At 70.9% G+C, this 18,973-nt stretch carries 22 protein-coding genes and 1 tRNA gene; 12 read left to right on the top strand and 11 right to left on the bottom strand.

All coding sequences use genetic code 11. From position 1 onward, the window contains the following. Window positions 1–6: 6 nt before the first annotated feature. Complete coding sequence (locus ACV7NL_RS01365; protein ID WP_056182077.1) at window positions 7–1,488, bottom strand: methyl-accepting chemotaxis protein; 1,482 nt, start codon at window positions 1,486–1,488, stop codon at window positions 7–9. A gap of 583 nt (window positions 1,489–2,071) precedes the next feature. On the opposite strand from ACV7NL_RS01365, the gene rpsU reads away from it, so the two are divergent. After that, window positions 2,072–2,386, top strand: coding sequence for a 30S ribosomal protein S21 (rpsU, locus tag ACV7NL_RS01360; protein ID WP_055957071.1), 315 nt, complete (start codon window positions 2,072–2,074; stop codon window positions 2,384–2,386). Window positions 2,387–2,521: 135 nt separating this feature from the next. Here the strand turns inward: rpsU and ACV7NL_RS01355 are convergent, their stop codons facing one another. Beyond that, window positions 2,522–2,914 (bottom strand): response regulator, encoded by a 393-nt coding sequence (locus tag ACV7NL_RS01355; RefSeq protein WP_056182079.1) that lies wholly within the window; start codon window positions 2,912–2,914, stop codon window positions 2,522–2,524. 589 nt (window positions 2,915–3,503) lie between these two features. Between ACV7NL_RS01355 and ACV7NL_RS01350 the strand changes: the two genes are divergently transcribed. Both ACV7NL_RS01350 and ACV7NL_RS01345 read left to right on the top strand, forming a co-directional pair. Then, the gene (locus ACV7NL_RS01350) at window positions 3,504–4,292 is read left to right on the top strand and encodes a class II glutamine amidotransferase (protein ID WP_056182082.1); all 789 of its coding nucleotides are present in this window, start codon (window positions 3,504–3,506) and stop codon (window positions 4,290–4,292) included. Window positions 4,293–4,467: 175 nt separating this feature from the next. Beyond that, window positions 4,468–5,910, top strand: a complete 1,443-nt coding sequence (locus ACV7NL_RS01345) for an NAD-dependent succinate-semialdehyde dehydrogenase (RefSeq protein WP_056182280.1) — start codon at window positions 4,468–4,470, stop codon at window positions 5,908–5,910. Window positions 5,911–6,406: 496 nt separating this feature from the next. On the opposite strand, the gene ACV7NL_RS01340 is transcribed toward ACV7NL_RS01345, so the two are convergent. Together ACV7NL_RS01340 and trhO are read right to left on the bottom strand one after the other, a co-directional pair. After that, a complete protein-coding gene (locus tag ACV7NL_RS01340; protein ID WP_056182084.1) occupies window positions 6,407–6,616 on the bottom strand; it encodes a SlyX family protein in 210 nt (69 codons plus the stop codon). Further along, window positions 6,613–7,365 (bottom strand): oxygen-dependent tRNA uridine(34) hydroxylase TrhO, encoded by a 753-nt coding sequence (trhO, locus tag ACV7NL_RS01335; protein ID WP_056182086.1) that lies wholly within the window; start codon window positions 7,363–7,365, stop codon window positions 6,613–6,615. Before trhO ends, ACV7NL_RS01340 begins: the two co-directional genes overlap by 4 nt. Between trhO and ACV7NL_RS01330 the strand changes: the two genes are divergently transcribed. Beyond that, window positions 7,291–7,635, top strand: a complete 345-nt coding sequence (locus tag ACV7NL_RS01330; RefSeq protein WP_156633916.1) for a hypothetical protein — start codon at window positions 7,291–7,293, stop codon at window positions 7,633–7,635. The two genes, trhO and ACV7NL_RS01330, sit on opposite strands and share 75 nt — an antisense overlap. On the opposite strand, the gene ACV7NL_RS01325 is transcribed toward ACV7NL_RS01330, so the two are convergent. Further along, a complete protein-coding gene (locus tag ACV7NL_RS01325) occupies window positions 7,517–8,395 on the bottom strand; it encodes an AprI/Inh family metalloprotease inhibitor (RefSeq protein ID WP_056182089.1) in 879 nt (292 codons plus the stop codon). The genes ACV7NL_RS01330 and ACV7NL_RS01325 overlap by 119 nt on opposite strands. Beyond that, entirely contained in the window at window positions 8,392–9,393 is a 1,002-nt protein-coding gene (locus ACV7NL_RS01320) for a 2-hydroxyacid dehydrogenase (protein ID WP_463354711.1), read from the bottom strand. Before ACV7NL_RS01320 ends, ACV7NL_RS01325 begins: the two co-directional genes overlap by 4 nt. A gap of 326 nt (window positions 9,394–9,719) precedes the next feature. Between ACV7NL_RS01320 and leuC the strand changes: the two genes are divergently transcribed. The 7 genes from leuC to ACV7NL_RS01285 all read left to right on the top strand — a co-directional run bounded on the left by leuC (window position 9,720) and on the right by ACV7NL_RS01285 (window position 13,923). Next, complete coding sequence (gene leuC / locus ACV7NL_RS01315; protein WP_463354710.1) at window positions 9,720–11,135, top strand: 3-isopropylmalate dehydratase large subunit; 1,416 nt, start codon at window positions 9,720–9,722, stop codon at window positions 11,133–11,135. Between the two features lie 105 nt (window positions 11,136–11,240). Beyond that, window positions 11,241–11,325, top strand: a tRNA-Leu gene (locus ACV7NL_RS01310). Window positions 11,326–11,635: 310 nt separating this feature from the next. Beyond that, the gene (locus tag ACV7NL_RS01305; protein ID WP_056182098.1) at window positions 11,636–11,809 is read left to right on the top strand and encodes a hypothetical protein; all 174 of its coding nucleotides are present in this window, start codon (window positions 11,636–11,638) and stop codon (window positions 11,807–11,809) included. A 357-nt stretch (window positions 11,810–12,166) separates the two neighbouring features. Further along, window positions 12,167–12,442, top strand: coding sequence for a hypothetical protein (locus tag ACV7NL_RS01300; RefSeq protein ID WP_056182102.1), 276 nt, complete (start codon window positions 12,167–12,169; stop codon window positions 12,440–12,442). A gap of 124 nt (window positions 12,443–12,566) precedes the next feature. Continuing rightward, window positions 12,567–12,839, top strand: a complete 273-nt coding sequence (locus ACV7NL_RS01295) for a DUF6894 family protein (protein ID WP_056182106.1) — start codon at window positions 12,567–12,569, stop codon at window positions 12,837–12,839. A 240-nt stretch (window positions 12,840–13,079) separates the two neighbouring features. Continuing rightward, window positions 13,080–13,526, top strand: coding sequence for a hypothetical protein (locus ACV7NL_RS01290; protein WP_463354709.1), 447 nt, complete (start codon window positions 13,080–13,082; stop codon window positions 13,524–13,526). A 214-nt stretch (window positions 13,527–13,740) separates the two neighbouring features. Further along, a complete protein-coding gene (locus tag ACV7NL_RS01285) occupies window positions 13,741–13,923 on the top strand; it encodes a DUF3606 domain-containing protein (protein ID WP_463354708.1) in 183 nt (60 codons plus the stop codon). Window positions 13,924–14,033: 110 nt separating this feature from the next. Here ACV7NL_RS01285 and ACV7NL_RS01280 read toward each other — a convergent pair whose 3' ends face one another. Continuing rightward, window positions 14,034–14,972, bottom strand: a complete 939-nt coding sequence (locus ACV7NL_RS01280) for a 2-hydroxyacid dehydrogenase (RefSeq protein ID WP_463354707.1) — start codon at window positions 14,970–14,972, stop codon at window positions 14,034–14,036. Window positions 14,973–15,116: 144 nt separating this feature from the next. Beyond that, window positions 15,117–15,380 carry a hypothetical protein gene (locus tag ACV7NL_RS01275; protein ID WP_463354706.1) on the bottom strand — a complete coding sequence of 88 codons (264 nt, stop codon included), beginning with the start codon at window positions 15,378–15,380 and terminating at the stop codon, window positions 15,117–15,119. A 4-nt stretch (window positions 15,381–15,384) separates the two neighbouring features. Here ACV7NL_RS01275 and ACV7NL_RS01270 point away from each other — a divergent pair, with 4 nt between their 5' ends. Continuing rightward, window positions 15,385–16,821, top strand: coding sequence for an amidase family protein (locus tag ACV7NL_RS01270; protein ID WP_463354705.1), 1,437 nt, complete (start codon window positions 15,385–15,387; stop codon window positions 16,819–16,821). On the opposite strand, the gene ACV7NL_RS01265 is transcribed toward ACV7NL_RS01270, so the two are convergent. The 3 genes from ACV7NL_RS01265 to ACV7NL_RS01255 form a co-directional block, all read right to left on the bottom strand. Beyond that, window positions 16,822–17,463 (bottom strand): DNA-3-methyladenine glycosylase family protein, encoded by a 642-nt coding sequence (locus ACV7NL_RS01265; protein WP_463354704.1) that lies wholly within the window; start codon window positions 17,461–17,463, stop codon window positions 16,822–16,824. It abuts the gene before it with no gap. A 65-nt stretch (window positions 17,464–17,528) separates the two neighbouring features. Continuing rightward, window positions 17,529–17,801, bottom strand: a complete 273-nt coding sequence (locus tag ACV7NL_RS01260) for a hypothetical protein (RefSeq protein ID WP_056182116.1) — start codon at window positions 17,799–17,801, stop codon at window positions 17,529–17,531. A 143-nt stretch (window positions 17,802–17,944) separates the two neighbouring features. Beyond that, window positions 17,945–18,946 (bottom strand): asparaginase, encoded by a 1,002-nt coding sequence (locus ACV7NL_RS01255; RefSeq protein ID WP_463354703.1) that lies wholly within the window; start codon window positions 18,944–18,946, stop codon window positions 17,945–17,947. Between the last annotated feature and the right edge of the window lie 27 nt (window positions 18,947–18,973).

Here is an 18,973-nt window from a genome sequence, read left to right as displayed (position 1 = left end):
CCATTTCTAACGCGCGAGGACGCGCGCCGCGTCTTTCGTGGTCCCGACCGCGCGGGAGACGTCGCCGATGGACTGCGCGATCGCCTGGATGTTCTGGGAGATCGCCGCCACCGCGCTCGCGGCGTGCTGCATGTTGCCCGACATGTCCTGGGTGACGACGCTCTGCTCCTCCACCGCCGCCGCGGTGCTGACGACATAGTCGCCGATCTGGGCCACCGAGCCCTGGATGGTCTGGAGGGCGTCGCCGACCTCCTTCGAGACGGCCTGGACGTTGTCGATCTCGGCCGCGATCTGCTCGGTGGCGCGGGCCGCCTGGTTGGCGAGGTTCTTCACCTCCTGCGCCACCACCGCGAAGCCCCGGCCCGCCTCGCCGGCCCGGGCCGATTCGATCGTCGCGTTGAGCGCCAGCAGGTTGATCTGGCCGGCGATGCTCTGGATCAGGCCGACGATGCCGGTCATCGCGCTGGCGGCGTCGGTGAGCCGCCGGGTCTCGGCGGCGGCCGCCGCGACCTGGCCCTGGGCGGCCTCGGTGGCGGCGCGCGAATGCGTCATGCTCTGCGAGATCTCGGCGACCGAGGCGGCGAGTTCCTCGGAGGCCGCCGCCATGGTCTGGACGTTGTCCGCGGTCGTGCCGGCCGCCGTCTCGGCGTCCCGCGTCTGGGTGTTGGACAACAGCACGGCGCTGTCGATCTCGCCGAAGTTCTGGGCAATCAGCCGTCTCAGGTCGTCGAGGAGGGTGACCTGAGCGGTGATGTCGGTGGCGAACTTGACGACCTTGTAGGGGCGCCCGGCCGCGTCCAGGATCGGGTTGTAGGAGGCCTCGATCCAGATCTCCCGGCCGCCCTTGGCGATGCGGCGGTACTGCGCGGCCTGATACGTGCCGGCGCGCAGGCTCGCCCAGAACGCCGCATAGGCGGGGCTGTCGCGCTCCTCCGGCCGCACGAACATGCGGTGATGCTGGCCGACGATCTCCGGCAGGCTGTAGCCCACCGCCGCCAGGAAGTTCGGGTTGGCCTCGAGCACCACCCCGTCGAGGGAGAACGAGATCACCGCCTGGGCCTTGTGCAGGGCGGCGATCTGACCCTCGCGGTCGGCGTCCTGCATCTTCTGCCGGGTGATGTCGGTGGCGAACTTGACGACCTTGTAGGGCTTGCCGGCGCGGTCGAGGATCGGGTTGTACGACGCCTCGATCCAGACTTCGCGCCCGCCCTTGGCGATGCGGCGGTACTGCGCGGCCTGATAGGTGCCCGCGCGCAAACTCGCCCAGAACGCGGCGTAGGCGGCGCCGTCGCGCTCGCCCGGCGCGACGAACAGGCTGTGGTGCCGGCCCCGGATCTCGGCCAGCGGGTAACCGATCACCGCCAGGAAGTTCTCGTTGGCGGTGATGACGGTTCCGTCGAGATTGAATTCGATGATGCCATGAGACTTGTCCAGGGCCGCCAGCTTCGCGTCCGTCTCAACCGACGCCTTGTTCCGCAGACCCAACATCCGTCGCCCCAACGTGAGAACCCTGAAGGATTCATGCCGCAACTGCGCGCCGTCCCGTCCGAAGAGCGGCCGTGTTGCTCAAAGAATGTTGCATACAAAAATTAATTATTGGAAAATTGGGCCGGGTTTCGTGACGATGCAGCAACCAAAGGTCGGTTCCGAACCTCAACGTTCACTGCGGGAAAGCTGTGGGCGATCAATCCAAATCTTCATCCGCACGATAAAGGCTCCGGCGCAGCGATTCAGCACTGTCCTGTCGCCTGAGAACTGCGATCCTTCAGGATGTCCGGCGTCTGTTCTCAGCATCCCCGTGCCGTGCCGGGCGCGACCCGACGCCGACCGGCGGCGCACTCCGAGCGCCACAATGCCGTCGACCCGTCGCAAGGCGTGTTGGAACTCGCGGGCGGTTGGTGTATGAGCCTGCCCCAAGTGCAGTTTCTGCGCCGATTCGAGGCCGTCTGACGGACGTCCCGCCCGGGGTAATCCTGGGTCCGGGACGTTTTGCAGTTCGCGTCGCGGGGCTCCGTTCGGGTCTCAAGGGTCGGCGCCGCCCAACAAACACCGTTTCAGAGGATTGAAACCGTTGCAGGTACTCGTTCGCGACAACAACGTCGACCAAGCCCTCCGCGTCCTGAAGAAGAAGATGCAGCGTGAGGGCATCTTCCGCGAGATGAAGCAGCGCAAGGCTTACGAGAAGCCCTCCGTCCGCAAGGCACGTGAGAAGGCTGAGGCCGTGCGCCGCGCCCGCAAGCAGGCTCGCAAGACCGCGATCCGCGAGGGCCTGATCGCCGCGCCGAAGCCGAAGCCCCGTTTCGGTGCCGGTGCGCCGCGTCGTCCGGGTGGTTCGCCGTTCGCCCCGACGGCCCCGACCGTGCTGCCGCCCGCCGGCAACGCCTGACGCCGCAGCGCGGCGCGGCGGGACGTATCGCCCGCCCCGTGCCGTCGCCTTGCGTGTCCCATCGATCTGCAAAAAGCCCGGCCGCTCGGCGGCCGGGCTTTTTCGCGTGGGTTGACCCGTCCGGGAGGACCCGTCTCAGGCGGCCCGGGCTGCCTCGGCGGCGTGCTCGGCCTGGACCAGCACATCGAGGGCGCGCCACGGCTTCTGCATGTAGACCGCCTGGGCCGGCAGGCTGCCGCCGCCGCGCGCATCGCCACCCGAGGTGAGCACCACCCGGACGTCCGGCCAGCGCCGCTCGACGGTGCTCGCGAGGGCGATGCCGTCCATGCCGGAGCCGAGGCGCACGTCGGCGAAGAGTAGGGCGACGTTGCCGCCGGAGCGCTCCAGCACGGAGATCGCGGCCTCGGCCGTGTCGCAGGCGATCACGTCGAGGTCGCTCTCCTCCAGAACCGCGGTGGCGAGATTGCGGACGTCGGCGTCGTCCTCGACCACGAGGGCGATCGGGCAGGGGGTGTGTGAGCGATCCATGGAGTCTCCTCGTCGGGCATCTGGGTTTCTGAACGAAAGGGGCGCGGGAACGGGCGCCGGGCAATGAGCCGGGATGAACGTGACGCAGCACACGGTCGGCGGACGGCTTTCTGCGGCCCGTGCCGACGGAATTCGCGGTGATCCTGTCCGTCGCGACCCTGTCGCGGCGCTGATTCTTTCGCAGTGATGCTGCGCCGCCACGGTGTGATCGGCAAGAGTCCCAATGGCGAGCGTTTGAACGGCGAGAGGCTGATCGGCACAGTCTGACCGATCAGAATCCGAATCGCTGAGCCGGCTCTGTGGTTCCCGCGGTCGAAAAATCGGTCTTCGCCGTATTCCCGCCGGGCTCCCGTGATGAGGATGGGGGAGTGGATGGGGGCGGCTCGCCCCTCCCGGCGCGAGAGCGGTGCGTCTCTTGCATGGCTCGCCTCGCAGGAGGTCGAGACCGGTGCTCACGTTAACGATGCATTCACCATGTTCGCTCGAACCTGACCATCGAGCCTGTGGACGTGGTTGCATGAGACGGACGCTGCCCTAGGGGCGGCGGTCGGTTCGGCGGGTCATTGGGATCAGGGGGTGTTTGTCCGTCATGTGCCGCTTTCTCGCCTATTCCGGTGAGCCGGTCTTCCTGACCGACCTCGTCTGCGCACCGACGCACTCGCTGGTCTACCAGTCGCTTCACGCGGCCGAGGCGAAGACGGAGACCAACGGCGACGGGTTCGGCATCGGCTGGTACGGCGAGCGGGTCGATCCCGGCCTCTACCGCGACGTCTGCCCGGCCTGGTCGGACGAGAATCTGGTCAACCTCTGCCAGCAGGTGCGGGCGCGGATGTTCTTCGCCCATGTGAGGGCTTCGACCGGCACCGCCACCACCCGGGCGAACTGCCATCCCTTCGCCCACGGTCGGCACCTGTTCATGCACAATGGCCAGATCGGCGGCTACGGGCGCATCAAGCGCCGGATCGAGGCGCTGATCCCCGACGCGCTTTACGACCAGCGACGCGGCAGCACCGATTCCGAGGCGATCTTCCTGCTGGCCCTGGCCAACGGCCTCGCGGAGGACCCGGTCGGCGCCATGCACAAGACCCTGGCCACGGTGCGCGAGCTGATGCGGGCCGCCGAGGCGACCGAGCCCCTGCGCTTCACCGCCGTCGTCACCGATGGCGACACCCTCACGGCCTTCCGCTGGGCCTGCGACAGCAGCCCGCCCAGCCTGTATTACCGCCAGACCGACACCGGCCTCGTCGTCGTGTCGGAGCCGATCGACGGCTGCCGCGACGGCTGGACCGTGGTGCCGAAGGGCGCCACCCTGCAGGCGCGAATCGGCGGCTCCGTCGTCGTCACCGGCGCCAGCGCCGCCGAGCGCATCGCCGCCTGAAGGGACTCGGCCGCGCGATCCACGGCGGCGCGATCCACGGCAGGGTGAGTCGTCGGTGCAGCGTGATGCGTCCCGCGGCTTCCCGCGTCAGGCGCCCCAGCCATCGCGGGATAAGGGTTGCGGGCGGCGCGGGATGGGCGGACAAACCGGCTCCATCGCCATGCGGGAGCCGCCGATGACGTATCCGAACGTGACGCTGCACATCGCCGGGAGCTGGACCGACGGGTCCGGCGCCGAGACCCTGCCGGTGTTGAACCCGGCCACCGGCGAGACCCTGGGCACGCTGGCGGTCGCGACCCGCGACGATCTCGACCGGGCGCTGGCGGCCGCCGCGCGCGGCTTTGCCCTCTGGCGCAGGGTCTCGGCCTTCGAGCGCGCGAAGGTGCTGCGCCGCGCCGCCGATCTTCTGCGCGAGCGGGTCGAGGCCATCGCCCGCATCATGACCCTGGAACAGGGCAAGCCGCTGGCCGAGGCGCGGGTCGAGATCCTGGCCGGGGCCGACGTCACCGACTGGTTCGCCGAGGAAGGGCGCCGGGCCTATGGCCGCATCATCCCGGCGCGGGCGGACGGCGTCGTCCAGATGGTGCTGCGCGAGCCGGTCGGGCCGGTGGCCGCCTTCACGCCCTGGAACTTCCCGATCAACCAGGCGGTGCGCAAGGTGGCGGCCGCCCTCTGCGCCGGCTGCTCGGTGGTGCTGAAGGGACCCGAGGACACGCCGGCGAGCTGCGCCGCGATGATCCGGGCCTTCCTCGATGCCGGGGTGCCCGGCGACGTGCTCTCCCTCGTGTTCGGCGATCCGGCCGCGATCTCCGGCTACCTCATCCCGCATCCGGTCATCGCCAAGATGTCGTTCACCGGCTCGACTCCGGTGGGCAAGGAACTCGCCGCTTTGGCCGGGCGCCACATGAAGCGGGCGACGATGGAGCTTGGCGGCCACGCGCCCGCGATCGTGTTCGCGGATGCCGACGTGGACAAAGCCGTGGCCGTGCTCGGCGCCAACAAGTTCCGCAATGCCGGCCAGGTCTGCGTCGCGCCGACCCGGATGCTGGTGCACGATTCCGTCTACGACCGGTTTCGCGATGGCTTCGTGGCCTTCGCCGAGGGCCGCAAGGTCGGCGACGGGCTCGACCCCGAGACCACCATGGGGCCGCTCATCCATGCCCGCCGCCTGGAGGCCATGGAAACGCTCTGCGCCGATGCCGTGGCGCAGGGTGCCACGCTGCGCACCGGCGGCCAGCGCATCGGCAATCGCGGCACCTTCTTCGCACCGACCGTGCTGTGCGACGTGCCGGTGAGCGCCCGCATCATGAACGAGGAGCCTTTCGGCCCGGTGGCGCTGATCCAGCGCTTCTCCGACGACGCGGCCGCTTATGCCGAGGCCAACCGGCTGCCCTATGGCTTGGCCGCCTACGCCTATACCCGCTCGGCGGCCCGGGCCGTCGAAGCCGCCGCCCGGATCGAGAGCGGCATGGTCGGCATCAATCACCACGGCCTCGCCTTCCCCGAGACACCGTTCGGCGGCGTCAAGGAATCCGGCTACGGCAGCGAGGGCGGCTCGGAGGCGCTGGAGGCCTACCTGACGACGAAGTTCGTCAGCCAGGCGAGCGTCGGGGGGTAGGGGGCGAAGTCGCGGGTCGTCCCTGCCCCCTCTGTGGCAGGGAGACGATCCATGCGCGCCCCGACTTGCCCCCTCTCCGGCAAGCAGAGGGGCCCCGCGCAGCCTTCGGCCTCCCGAAGCGGACGTGGCCGGCCGCTGATGAGGCGACAATAGGGGCGACGGAGGAGGGAACGGTCGGGTGCCGCCCGACTGGGGGCGCGCTTTTCACAGGCAACGCAGCGGCAGAGGGCACCGCACCGTCATTCCGGGGCGCCGCAGGCGAGCCCGGACCCGAAGGGGCGCGCCAGCGGCGCGCAATCCAGAGCCGCTGACCGTGCAAAGTCGTGTATCACCTGCGTGTCTGGATCCCGGGCTCCGCTCCGCGGCCCCGGGATGACGGGGTGCTGCCGATTCTTTCTTGGCTGCCGTGGCCTGCGCGCGCCGGCTTTGCGCGACATCGACCCGCGGACTGCGCCCATGCCGTGCGGGCGGATGAGGTCGCCGGATGCCCGACCGCTCAATAATGCGGCGGCGGGGGTTCCGGTGCGCCCGAGCCGGGGCGGTGGGAGGCTTGCTCCACTTCCTCGACGAGCTTGGCGATCTGCCGGGTGAGGGCGTCGATCTGGCGCCACTGGGCGGTGATCGTGGTGTTGAGGTCGTCGATCACCACGTCCTGTTCGGTCAGGCGCATCTCCAGGGCGTCGATGCGGGCGGAGAGGTCGGTCATCGCAGGGTTTCCGGGGCGTGGTCGGGCCGCTCCACCAGGGCAGGCCCCAGGGCGATGCGGCCGTCGAAGACGAAGCAGTCGCCGGTCCAGCGGTTCTCGGCCTCCGGCACCGTCTCGAGGTAGCGCAGGATGCCGCCGGCCAGATGGCGCACATCGGCAAAACCCTTCGCGCGCATGTAGGCGCCGGCCTTTTCGCAGCGGATGCCGCCGGTGCAGAACATGGCGACCCGAGGATGCGCCGCCGGATCGAGGCCGGCGACGTAATCGCGAAAGGCGCTGAACCGGGTGATGCCCGGATCGACCGCGCCGGGGAAGCTGCCGAGGGCGACTTCGAAGGCGTTGCGGGTGTCGATCAGCAGCAGGCCGGGCGTGTCGAGAAGCGCGTTCCAGGCCTCCGGCGCCACGGGGGTGCCGGCGCCGGCGGCCGCATCGGTGGCGCCGTCGTCGAAGGTGACGATCTCGCGCTTGACCCGGACCTTGAGCTGCCGGAACGGCGGCGCCTCGGCCCGGGACAGCTTGCATTCGAGGCCGTGCAGGCGGTCGCCGAACGGCGGTCCGGCCTGGAGCGCGGCGAGGAAGCCCGCGATCGCCTCGGCCGAGCCCGCCACCGTGCCGTTCAGGCCCTCCGGCGCCAGCAGCAGGGTGCCGGTGATCCCGAACCCTTCGCACAGGGCCTGGAGCGGGGCCTGCAGCGCGGCGACGTCCGGCAGGGCGACGAACTTGTACAGGGCGGCGACGGTGAGGGGCATCGGGTCGGGCAATCGCGGGACTTCGGGAGGCGTTCGGGGCGGAAGAACTCGGGGCGGAAGAACTCGGGGCGGAAGAACTCGGGGTGGAAGAACTCGGGGTGGAAGAACTCGGGGTGGAAGAACTCGGGGTGGAAGTATCAGAGACGAGGACCTACGGGGCCGCGCCCTCGACCCGGCGCAGCACGAAGGTGGTGCCGACCTCCGGGTCGCGGCGCCAGCGCCCGTCGCCGGCGGCGATCAGGTTCACGGCGTGGCCGCGGCGGGCGTTGAGGGTCAAGTGTCCGTTGGCGAAGCGCCAGGAGACCGGATCGAACACCGTGAGGCCGCCGTCGCGGCAGGAATCGAGGATGCGGACCGGGGCCGGCGCGGTGCCGGGCGTCAGGGCGATGCGGCAGACGTCCTGCTCGCGGTAGCGGTCGAGGGCATAGATGCCGGGCGCCGGGGCGTCGCCGGCCGGCTCGGGCTGGGCCGGCGCGGCGCTGCGGGCGTCCGGGGCGGCGCTGCCGGCGCCGGGGCTGGTGGGCACCGCATCGGTCGGCGGCACCATCGCGACGATCTGGAGCGGCACGAGGCTGAAATGCTCCTCGCCCGCGGCCGCCACCAGACTGCGGGCATCGACCCGGGCGGCGAATTGCAGCACCGGCCGGACATCCTTGTCGACGAGCCGGAGGTTGCCGTCCGCGAACAGCCAGCCGGCGACGCCGTTGAGGATCGGCAGGGCGCGGCGGCACCCCGCCGGGAAGGACAGGCGTCGCCCGGCCGGCCCGCTCGCGCCCGACAGGGTCAGGACGCAGCGCCGGGTGCTGCCGTCGCGCGACAGGTCCCAGGTCCCCGGCACCCCGGCGATGTCGCGCGGCAGGCTCTCGACGAAGGGCGTCCCGGCGGCGGAACTCGCCTGTTCTGCCGGCGTCGCCGGCTCGGCCAGTCCGGGCGCCGTCTCCTGGCTCGCGGCGGGCAGGGCCGGGACGAGGAGCGTGGCGCTCAAGCCGGCGAGGCGCAGAGCGCGGCTGACCACGACGGCGCGGCTCATGCGCGGGTCCCCCCGGTCCAGGAGGTCTCAGGTAGGGGGGTCTCGGGCACGGGCGTCTCGGGCACGGGGGTCAGCGGCCCCCGGCCGTCGAAGAACGCCGTCAGGTTGTCGACCACGAGCCGGCCCATGGCGGCGCGGGTCTCGACGGAGGCCGAGCCCACATGCGGCAGCAGCACCACCTGGTCCATGGCCACGAGGTCCGGCGGCACGTGCGGCTCGTGCGCGAAGACGTCGAGGCCGGCGCCCAGGATCGTGCCCGCCTGCAGCGCCCGGATCAGCGCCGGTTCGTCGACGAGGCTGCCGCGGGCGACGTTGATGAGCAGGCCCTGCGGCCCGAGCGCCGCCAGCACCGCCGCGTCGACGATCCCGTGGGTGTCCGGGCCGCCGGGCGCCACCACCAGGAGCACGTCGGAGGCCTCGGCCAGACCCAGGAGGGTGGGGTGGTAGGCGTAGGGCATGTCGGCTTGCGGCCGCCGGCCGTGATAGGCCAGGGCGACGCCGAAGCCTTCCAGGCGGCGCGCGATGGCGCGCCCGATCCGCCCGAGACCGAGGATGCCGACGGTGCGCCCGCGCAGGGTCGGGGTGAGCGGGTAGGTCCGGCTCGGCCAGTGCCCGGCGCGCAGGTGCCGGTCGGCCTGGGGGATCTGACGGACGGTCGCCAGCAGCAGACCGACGGCGAGGTCGGCCACCTCGTCGGTGAGCACGTCGGGGGTGTTGGTCACCACGATGCCGCGTTCGGCCGCCGCCGCCGTGTCGATGGTGTCGTAGCCGACCCCGAAGCTCGCCACGATCGCGAGGCCGGGCAGGCGCGCCAGCAGGGTCCGGTCGACCGGACCCTGCGCGCCCGTCGCCAGGCCGCGGATGCGCGGGCCGATCTCGGCCAGGAACCTGTCCGGGTCGGGGGCGGTGTCGAGGCGGTGCAGGGTGAAGCGCTGCGCGACGGCGTCCATGACGTCGGGATGCATCGCTTTCAGCATCAGGATGTCGACGGGCTGCATGCGGCGGATCTCGGCGACGGTGTCTTGTGAGGGCGCGGCCCCCGGACCGGGGACGATGGCGACAGCTTTAGGCGCGCGGTCCGGACCGGTCCAGTGACCTGCCCGAACAGCACCGGGCGGGATCATCGCGCGCCGCGCGGGCTCTTTTCACGCTGCGCGGGCTTCTCGCGCGCTGCGCGGGCTTCATGCGGCCGCCTCCGGGCTGCCATCCGCCCGATGCAAGCAACGCCGCGGTTTCGCGCGAGGCACCTTTCGCTGCGCGCCTTGGAACACTACTAAAGGAACACGCCGATCCGTTTTTGACGAACAACCAGAACAGCCACGCCATGACCGCGCCGCGCACCCTGTACGACAAGATCTGGGACGACCACGTCGTCGATGTCGAGCCCGATGGCTCCACGCTCCTCTACATCGACCGCCACCTCGTCCACGAAGTCACCAGCCCCCAGGCCTTCGAGGGTCTGCGCGTGGCCGGGCGCCGGGTGCGCCATCCCGAGAAGACCCTCGCGGTGGTCGACCACAATGTGCAGACCTCCGATCGCCGCTTCGGCATCGAGGACCCGGAAAGCCGCATCCAGCTCGAAGCCCTGGCCGAGAACGTGCGCGACTTCGGCATCGAGTTCTACGACGCGCTGGATCGCCGCCAGGGCATCGTCCACGTGATCGGGCCGGAACAGGGCTTCACCCTGCCGGGCCAGACCATCGTGTGCGGCGACAGCCACACCTCGACCCACGGCGCCTTCGGGGCGCTCGCCCACGGCATCGGCACCTCGGAGGTGGAGCACGTGCTCGCCACCCAGACGCTGCTGCAGAAGAAGGCGAAGAACATGCGCGTCAGCGTCGACGGCACCCTGCCGCCCGGCGTGACGGCCAAGGACATCATCCTGGCGATCATCGGCGAGATCGGCACGGCCGGCGGCACCGGCTACGTCATCGAATATGCCGGCTCGGCCATCCGCGCCCTCTCGATGGAGGGCCGGATGACGATCTGCAACATGTCGATCGAGGGCGGCGCCCGCGCCGGCCTGGTGGCGCCGGACGCCACCACCTACGCCTATGTCGAGGGCCGGCCGAAGGCGCCCAAGGGCGAGGCCTTCGCCCGCGCCAGGGCCTACTGGGAGAGTCTGGTCACCGACGAGGGCGCATATTTCGACCGCGAGGTGCGCCTGGACGCCGCCAATCTGCCGCCCATCGTCAGCTGGGGCACCAGCCCGGAGGACGTGGTCTCGATCTTGGGCGCCGTGCCCGACCCGGCCCAGATCGCCGACGAGAACAAGCGCCAGTCGAAGGAGAAGGCCCTGGACTATATGGGCCTGACCCCCGGCACGAAGATCACCGACATCACCCTCGACCGGGTGTTCATCGGCTCCTGCACCAACGGCCGGATCGAGGACCTGCGGGCGGTGGCCCAGATGGTCGAGGGCCGCAAGGTCCACGCCAACGTCTCGGCCATGGTGGTGCCGGGGTCCGGCCTCGTGAAGCAACAGGCGGAAGCCGAAGGCCTCGACCGCATCCTCAAGGCGGCCGGGTTCGACTGGCGCGAGCCGGGCTGCTCGATGTGCCTCGGCATGAACGCCGATCGCCTGAGCCCCAACGAGCGCTGCGCCTCGACCTCGAACCGCAACTTCGAGGGCCGCCAGGGCCATCGCGGCCGCACCCACCTCGTCTCCCCCGCCATGGCGGCGGCGGCGGCGGTGGCCGGCCGCTTCGTCGACATCCGCGAGTGGCGCAGCGACGCCTGAGCCACAATCGAAGGGCCGGTCGAAAATCCCGCACAATCCGGATTGACGACCGGCCCCACCCCGCCTAAACGAAATCCGCGTCGGCGCCGCAAGCGGCCCCGACGAGCCCAGGTGGCGGAATTGGTAGACGCGCTGGTTTCAGGTACCAGTCTTGCAAGAGGTGAAGGTTCGAGTCCTTTCCTGGGCACCATCAGCTGGCTCAGCCGCTGATCCGCACAACACATGTGATCGATAAGGTTTGAGCGCAGGCTCGCTGTGAGACGGGGTCGGTCCGACACTCGCTTCGATCAAGTATTCCGATTTAGAACTCGTTATCGCTCTTGGCGCGCATCTGGCCGAGATAACTGAAACGCGGCCGGCAGGACGCTCGCGGATAGTCTTGGCGATGGACCTTGCATGCGCTCGGTCCGCGAGGGGCCGACGCCGGTCTGTCGCGATTGCGTTCCCAAGCCAGCGAAAAACCGCTTGGAGCGGCCACCCGGCGCCCTACCTTGCTTCCCATGACCGAGCCGCCAGACGACAATCTCGACCATTACGCCCTGGGCTTCTACGCACCCGGCAAGGGCCTGCGCCGTGAGGATTGCCCCTATGCGGAGGGCACCGAAGCGCATGGGCAGTGGACCGCCGGGTACGATGCGGCGCTCCAGGAGAAGGCGGACGGCGCGGCGCCGTAGCGGCCCCGTTCGAGGCGACGGCGCGCGAACACCCGAAAAGCAACCTTGTGCCCGGAACGTGGAACGGGGCGTGGCGAACTCTGTTGCCGCGCAGCACGCGACCCACGCCCCCCTTTGCGTCGCGTGCGGCACCCGCGTGGGTGTTCCTCCTTCGACTTGGGCCGCTCCTGTCCGGGGGCGGCCTCTTTTGCGAGGCTCGTCCGCGTGGCGGCAGGGCCGCGTTCGGCACCTCGGGGCATCGACCCGGGTGATGCGCGGCCATGGGGCCTCGGCGCAGTGGGGGCGGTGCCAGAACATCGCAGCTGGGCCGGGCGTTACCCTGGGCGTGCTTCACGCCAAACATCAGGGAGAGAGACCATGAAGGCCGTCGCGCTTGCGCTCGCCACCACGCTTGTCCTGTCCTCGGGGGCCATCGCCGCCGAAGGGGGCTCCGGGACCACCAGGTCGGGCACCCTCAACAGCACCGGCCCGAACGACGCCGGCGCCGGCGCCTCGCCCGGTGCGGCGGGAAGCGGCCCTTCGACCGGCGACAAGAGCCGCTCGGGCACGGCCAACAGCACCGGGGCCAACGATGCAGGCTCGGGAGCGTCACCGGGCGCGGCCGGCAAGGGGACCAGCGCCCCCACGCGCTGACGATTCAGCGGACCGGACAAGCACGGCTGGGCCGAAGGCTGGGGTTCGGCCGTGCCCATCCCCATCTCGGTTGCGGAGGCGGGCCACCCGGATGGTCTCGCGACGGGCAAGGGACGGGCTTCGCATGCAACGCTACTTCTTCCACACACATATCGGGGACGACGTGGTGGTGGACCCGGACGGCCGAGAGCTGGCGAGCGCCGATGCCGCTTGGGACGCCGCCCGGATTCTCGCCCGGCAACTGCTTCAGGGCGCCGACAGCGACCCCGCGCTCCTCACCGCCGTCCTGTTCGTGGAGGACGAAGCGCGGGAGATCATCCTTGAATTTCCCCTGAGCGAGGCGCTCATCGAGCAGCCGGTCCCCGAACCCGAGCGAGGGGGCGGCACGCTCCACTGACGGCGTCCGAATTCGGTCTCGTCCCCCGCGCCAGGGCGGAGTCCCGTCCGCCTGCGCGGTGCTCCGCGCCATCGCCACCGCCCGCCCGAACCTGAACGGATGCTGCCGGGGCGCTTCAGCCGCGATGCAGCGTGGATCTGCCAATGTCTTCCTCACGGCCGGGACATCCCCGGCTGGGCCGCAGGCCGGTTTTGGCGCGGGTCTCGGCGCGGCTTTGGGCGAAGCATCAGGGGTTCGGCGATGAACAGGTTTGCAGCGTTGACGGCCGCGGCGCTCGTTGCCGCCGGCGCCCTCGGAGCGCCGAAGGCTGAGGCCCGGGGCGGTGGGGGTGCCGTCGCGGCCGGCCTCATCGGGGGGCTCGCCGCCGGCGCCCTCCTGGGGGCCGCCGTCTCGCAGGCGGCCCCGGTTGACGGCTATGGCTATGCCCGTCCCGCGCCGGTCTACGGATATGACGACGCCGTACCCCCGGTGGTCCGCTATCGCCCCGCCCGGGTGGTCCCGCAAGACGACTTCGCCGACGCGCCGGTCTACCGGTATCCGCGTCGCGCGCGCTTCGATCACGATCGATTCGAGGGGTACGACCGCCCCGAGGGGTACGGCTATCGCCGCGCGGGGTATGGATACCGTTCCGAGGGATATGGCTTCGGCCGGGATTGCGACCGACCGCATGGCGACGGCCGCTGGTAGGCGGAGAGACGGGCGGGGCGCACCGAGCCCGAAGCCGTCGGGCACGAACCCGGCGGCTTCGTTCGGATTCGCGGAGTCTTCGCCCGCAGGGCATCGCCCCGCCGGCCGGGCCGGCGGGCGCGCCGCGCGCCTTCGGGACCGCTTGACCGCGCGCCCTCGCGGGCCGACACGGGTCCGATCTCACAGGAGCATTCTCCGCCCCACAGGAGCAATCATGGCTGGCCTCAAGGACAAGCGCGGCTTCATCGACAAGGAGCGCCTGGACCTCTCCGAGCGGAAGGCCGTGGATTTCTGGATGAAGCGCTGGGGCGTCACCCAGGACCAGATCACGGCGGCGCACCGCAAGGTCGGGCGGATGACCAAGGACATCGCGGCCGAACTCGGCAAGAAGCGTTAGAGGAAGCGCCGGAGTTTGTCGGGGATCCGTGGAAACCGGTCATCCCGACAAGACAAACGAAGACGTCTGGGCGCGCCGATCGCCGCCCCGAGGTTTGCGACGGCGCGGTTTCAGTATCCGCGCCCGCGGTCGATCCCCACCGGCACCTGTCCGGTCCGGCGGAATGCGGCGACCGTTTCGGCGACGATGGCGGCGGCGGAGTCCAGGCTGGTCGGAGCGGCGACATGGGGCAGGATCGTGACGCCGGGCTGCGACCACAGGCGATGGGTCTCGGCCAGCGGCTCCTCCGGGAACACGTCGAGGATCGCATGCGCGAGGGGGCCCGTCGCCAGGGCGGCGATCAGGTCGTCCTCGACCACGTGCGCGCCGCGCCCGAAATTCACCAGGGCCGCCCCCTCGGGCAGGCACGCGAAGGCGGACCGATCGAGGAGGCCGTGGGTCTCGGGCGTCAGGGGCAGGAGGTTGACCAGGATGTCGGCCTCCGCGAGGCACGCGGCCCATCCCTCCGGGCCGGATGAGACCGGGATCGCACCGGCGGGCCGGCCCGACCGGCTCCAGCCCTGGACCGGGAAGCCGATCGCTCGGAGCAATTCGGCCGAGGCCCGGCCCATCTCGCCCAGGCCCAGGATCGTCACCCGCCGGGCGCTGGCCGGTCGAACCGGGTGCTGGCGCCAGAGTCCGGCGCGCTGCTGGGCCGCGTAGCGGGGAAAATCCCGATGCCAAGACAGCACGGCCGCCGCCACCGCCTCCGCCATGGCGCGTGCCAGGGTCGGATCGACGAGGCGCCGGACCGGCACGTCGGGCAGGGCGGGATCGCGGAGCAGGCGGTCGACACCGGCCCACAGGCTCTGGACCCAGCGCAGATGCGGGAAGGCGCAGGCCCATCCGGGCACCGGGTTCGCCACGATGGCGATCTCCACCGCGCCCGCATCGGAGATCGCTTCGGGCTCGAGGATGCGCTCCGCCGGCATGGCCCGGGCGAGGCAGTCGCGCCAGGCTGCGTTCTCGTCCGGGGGCAGGCTGGTGACGAGGACCAGGGGAGACGTCATGGCCGGGGGCTTCTCTCGGGAGGCATCTTCACGGGCGGCATCTTTCCGGGCGGCATCTTTACGGGCGGCATCTTTACGGGCGGCTTGGCGCGGCGAGGAAGCTGGTATGATGCATGCCTCATGGCACGCGTCGCAATCTGACCGTCAGGGATACATGTCCATTTCTTCGTCCGTCTCCCGATTTTCTTCCATCTCCGGATTTTCTTCCATCTCCGGATTTTCTCCCATCTCCCGATTCTCCTCGGTCTTCAGGCTCTCGTCCCCTCGGAGACTGCCGATCGCCGTCGCGATCTGCCTGGCTCTGCCGGCCTCGCCGGCCGCGGCGCAGGGCGGACCGCCTGGGGCGTTCGCCGTCGAAGAGGCCTCCATCGCCGAGGTGCGGCAGGCGCTGGCCTCCGGGCGGATCACCTGCGTGGGCCTGGTCCAGGCCTATCTCGACCGCATCGCCGCCTACGATCAGGCCGGGCCGGCTCTGCGCGCGATCCGGGCGGTGAACCCGAACGCCCTGGCGCAGGCGCAGGCCTACGACGCCGACCGCGCTGTCGGGGCTGCCGGCGCCTCCAAGCCTCTCGGCTGCGTGCCCCTGCTGCTCAAGGACAATTACAACACCGCGGAGGTGCCGACGACCGGCGGCTCGGCATCCTTGGAGGGGGCGCAACCGGCGCGGGACGCGACCGCCGTCGCCCGGCTGCGCGCGGCCGGCGCCATCGTGCTCGCCAAGGCGAACATGCAGGAATTCGCCCTCGGGGGCGTCTCGGTCAGTTCGCTGGGCGGCCAAGTGCGAAACCCCTACGACCTGACCCGGACCCCCGGCGGCTCGAGCGGGGGCGTCGGCGCCGGCATCGCGGCCGATTTCGCCCTCGGGGGCCTCGGCAGCGACACGGTCAACTCGATCCGCTCGCCGGCCTCGGCCAACAACCTGGTGGGCCTGCGCGTCACGCAAGGACTGATCAGCCTCGCGGGCATCATGCCGGTCTCGAAGACGCAGGATGCGATCGGGCCGATCACCCGCACGGTCGCGGACGCGGCGGCGCTGCTGCAGGCCATGGCGGGCGTCGATCCGGCCGATCCGCTCACCGCGGCGGCGGCCGGCCGGGTTCCGGAGCGCTATGCCGATGCGCTCAAGCCCGATGCCCTGAAGGGCGCGCGCCTCGGGGTCGTCACCGCCCTGTTCGGCACGAAGCCCGAGCACGCCGAGGTCAATCGCGTCATGCGCCAGGGGCTCGATGCCCTCGCGGCGGCCGGCGCCACCCTGGTGACCGTCGACGATCCCGCCTTCGAGGCCGATGCGCTGAACCGCGACGACGACGTCCAGACCTACGAGTTCAAGGCTCTGATGAACGCCTACCTCGCCACCATCCCGAATGCGCCGCAGACGAATCTGGCCGGCATTCTCGCCTCGGGCCAATTCCATCGCGCCGCACTCGAAAAGTTCCTGACCGGCGCGGAGGCGCGGGCGGACGGAATGGCCGATCCCGAATACGCGGCGCGGCTCGGACGGATCGCCGCCTTCAAGGCGCATGTGGCAGCGGTGTTCGAGGCCCAGACCCTCGACGCCCTGGTCTATCCGCTGCAGAAGCGGCTGGTGGTGCCGATCGGCGAACTGAATCAGGCCGACCGCAACGGCATCGTCGCCGGGCTGACGGGCTTTCCGGCCATCGACGTGCCGGCCGGGTTCTCGGCCGCGAGCGCGACGGCGCCGGACGGCGTTCCGATCGGCATGGATCTGCTCGGGCGGCCCTGGAGCGAGGCGAAGCTGCTCGGCCTCGCCTACGCCTTCGAGCAGGCGACGAAGCTGCGCCGGGCCCCGGCCAGCACGCCGCCGCTGACGGCGTCGGATCGGCGCTGATCAGACCGCGACGGTCGGGGCCGGCACTCCATCCCGGAGCCGCCACAGCGACACAGCGAGATGGGACCGGTAGGGGGCGAAGGGGGCCGTGAAGGCCCGGGTATCGAAGGCTTGGGTAGCGGTGCCGTCGGTCAGGCGCCGGAGGCACCCCACGGCGGCAACGTCGCCGGCCGGCCAGATGTCCGGGTCGCCGTAGTGGAAGATGCCGATCATGTCGGCGGTCCATTGTCCGACGCCCTTGATGCTGCGCAGGATCGCGGACCGTTCCGGGTGGGGCAGGGTGGCGAGCGAGGGGCCGAACAGGCCCGCCTCGTCCGCCAGCCTGATCGCCTGGACGGCCCGGACCTTGGCGGCGGAGAGGCCGCAACTGCGCAGCGTCTCGGTGTGCTCGGAAACGAAGAGGTCGCGCGGGGCGAGGCCCTGGGCGGCGGATGCGGCCTCGACCCGGGACCAGATCGCGGCCGCCGCCTTGGTCGAGAGCTGCTGGTTCACCACTTCGAGGGCGAGCCGATCGGCGACCCGCGCGTGTGTCGGGGGCGTGATCGCGACCGGACCCAAGCCGGCGAGGGCCGCGTAGAGCGGCGTCGACAACCGCTGCGCCACGGCCAGCAGGTGCGCGTGGGAATCGGCCTCAGGCATCATAGGGGGCGGCGAGCAAGGAACAGGCCGGAGCCCCAGCCCCGCTCGGGGGCCGAGGCCGTTGGTTTCTAGCGGTCGCGACGCTCGCGGGTGATCGTGGTGCGCTCCTCGCGGCGCTCCATCCGGTCCTCGCGGCGATCCGGATCGACGCCGAGGACGCCCCCGACCGTGCCGGTGGCTGCACCGACGGCGCCGCCCACCACACCGCCGATCGGGCCGGCCGCGCGGTTACCGTCCTCGACGCCGCGTTCGGCGCCGCGGATGGTGCCCTGGGCCTGGGCCGTGGCCGACAGCGCGACGGGGCTGAGAAGGAGGGCGGTGGCAATGACGAATGACTTCATGAAGCGGTTCCTCGTGATGGTGCGTGAGGGGCCGATCGCGCTTTAGGCGACCGGTCCGGTCTGTCCCATCAACGGCCGAGAGCCGGAAAGGTCGCAATATTCGCGTGGAGACGTCCCGGTGAACCCTTCGGGTGCCGCATTCCTCAGTAGGTCGCGAACATCTCGGCGACGTCCGCCGGGTCGCGGCTGACGGTCAGCGCGAGGGCCAGCAGGATGCGCGCCTTCTGGGGCGTCAGGTTGTCGGCGCTGAGGATTCCGCGCTCCCGCAACCGCGTGGTGGCGGGCACCACGCCGCTGCCGGCCCGGGTCGACTGGACGACGATCACGCCCGCCGCGACGGCGGCCGCGAGCGCGTCGGCCTCGCCCGGCGGGGTCATGCCGGGCGCGAGGCCGGCCGAGACGAGGCCCTGCGCGCCGGCCGCCACGAAGGCGCGCACGGCCGTGCCGTCCGCATCCGCATAGGCGTAAGACACGTCGACCCGGGGCAGGGCGGGCAGGGCGCGAATGTCGAAGGGCGTGCCGGGACCGTGCCGACGCTCCGCGCGTCGGTAGTAGCGCACCGCCGGGCCGTCGACCTGACCGAGCACGCCGAAATCCGGTGTCCGGAAGGTCTGGAGCCGGCCGACCGAGGTTTTCGTCACCTCCCGGGCCGCCTGGATCTCGTCGTTGAGCACCACCAGAACGCCGCGTCCGCGCGAGGCCGGGTCGGCGGCGGTACGCAGGGCCGCCACGAGGTTGAGGCCGGCATCGCTCGACAGGGCGCTGATCGGGCGCTGGGCGCCCACCATCACCACGGGGCAATCGACCGCGAGGGTGAGGCTGAGCGCATAGGCGGTCTCCTCCAGGGTGGCGGTACCGTGCCCGATCACGATCCCGGCGAGGTCGAGATGCGCCCCGGCCAGCTCCGCGCAGAGATTGGCCAAGGCGCGCCACTCGGCGAACCCGATCGCCGGACTCGGAACTGCACGGAACGGCACGGCCACGATGTCGGCGATGGTCCGGGCCTCGGGCACCCGCGCGAGGATCGCCTCGGCGTCCAGGCGCTGTCCGGTGGCGGTGTAGTCGAGGACGTCGAGGGAATCCCACCCGAGCGACGAGATCGTCCCGCCCGTTCCGAGGAAGGCCACTTTGGGTCGTGCCGCCATGATCGTCCGTCTCCACCCGTTCCCGCT

Source organism: Methylobacterium sp. Ger2507, assembly GCF_055231875.1.
The sequence above is the reverse complement of the archived record's forward strand: the minus strand, read 5'-3'. Positions and strand labels throughout refer to the sequence as shown.

What these genes read in the sequence shown, in the direction of transcription:
- ACV7NL_RS01365 (WP_056182077.1), bottom strand. Translation starts at nt 1,488, where the DNA reads ATGTTGGGTCTGCGGAACAAGGCGTCGGTTGAGACGGACGCGAAGCTG.
- ACV7NL_RS01355 (WP_056182079.1), bottom strand. Translation starts at nt 2,914, where the DNA reads ATGGATCGCTCACACACCCCCTGCCCGATCGCCCTCGTGGTCGAGGAC.
- ACV7NL_RS01350 (WP_056182082.1), top strand. Translation starts at nt 3,504, where the DNA reads ATGTGCCGCTTTCTCGCCTATTCCGGTGAGCCGGTCTTCCTGACCGAC.
- ACV7NL_RS01345 (WP_056182280.1), top strand. Translation starts at nt 4,468, where the DNA reads ATGACGTATCCGAACGTGACGCTGCACATCGCCGGGAGCTGGACCGAC.
- ACV7NL_RS01340 (WP_056182084.1), bottom strand. Translation starts at nt 6,616, where the DNA reads ATGACCGACCTCTCCGCCCGCATCGACGCCCTGGAGATGCGCCTGACC.
- trhO (WP_056182086.1), bottom strand. Translation starts at nt 7,365, where the DNA reads ATGCCCCTCACCGTCGCCGCCCTGTACAAGTTCGTCGCCCTGCCGGAC.
- ACV7NL_RS01325 (WP_056182089.1), bottom strand. Translation starts at nt 8,395, where the DNA reads ATGAGCCGCGCCGTCGTGGTCAGCCGCGCTCTGCGCCTCGCCGGCTTG.
- ACV7NL_RS01320 (WP_463354711.1), bottom strand. Translation starts at nt 9,393, where the DNA reads ATGCAGCCCGTCGACATCCTGATGCTGAAAGCGATGCATCCCGACGTC.
- leuC (WP_463354710.1), top strand. Translation starts at nt 9,720, where the DNA reads ATGACCGCGCCGCGCACCCTGTACGACAAGATCTGGGACGACCACGTC.
- ACV7NL_RS01305 (WP_056182098.1), top strand. Translation starts at nt 11,636, where the DNA reads ATGACCGAGCCGCCAGACGACAATCTCGACCATTACGCCCTGGGCTTC.
- ACV7NL_RS01300 (WP_056182102.1), top strand. Translation starts at nt 12,167, where the DNA reads ATGAAGGCCGTCGCGCTTGCGCTCGCCACCACGCTTGTCCTGTCCTCG.
- ACV7NL_RS01295 (WP_056182106.1), top strand. Translation starts at nt 12,567, where the DNA reads ATGCAACGCTACTTCTTCCACACACATATCGGGGACGACGTGGTGGTG.
- ACV7NL_RS01290 (WP_463354709.1), top strand. Translation starts at nt 13,080, where the DNA reads ATGAACAGGTTTGCAGCGTTGACGGCCGCGGCGCTCGTTGCCGCCGGC.
- ACV7NL_RS01285 (WP_463354708.1), top strand. Translation starts at nt 13,741, where the DNA reads ATGGCTGGCCTCAAGGACAAGCGCGGCTTCATCGACAAGGAGCGCCTG.
- ACV7NL_RS01280 (WP_463354707.1), bottom strand. Translation starts at nt 14,972, where the DNA reads ATGACGTCTCCCCTGGTCCTCGTCACCAGCCTGCCCCCGGACGAGAAC.
- ACV7NL_RS01265 (WP_463354704.1), bottom strand. Translation starts at nt 17,463, where the DNA reads ATGATGCCTGAGGCCGATTCCCACGCGCACCTGCTGGCCGTGGCGCAG.
- ACV7NL_RS01260 (WP_056182116.1), bottom strand. Translation starts at nt 17,801, where the DNA reads ATGAAGTCATTCGTCATTGCCACCGCCCTCCTTCTCAGCCCCGTCGCG.
- ACV7NL_RS01255 (WP_463354703.1), bottom strand. Translation starts at nt 18,946, where the DNA reads ATGGCGGCACGACCCAAAGTGGCCTTCCTCGGAACGGGCGGGACGATC.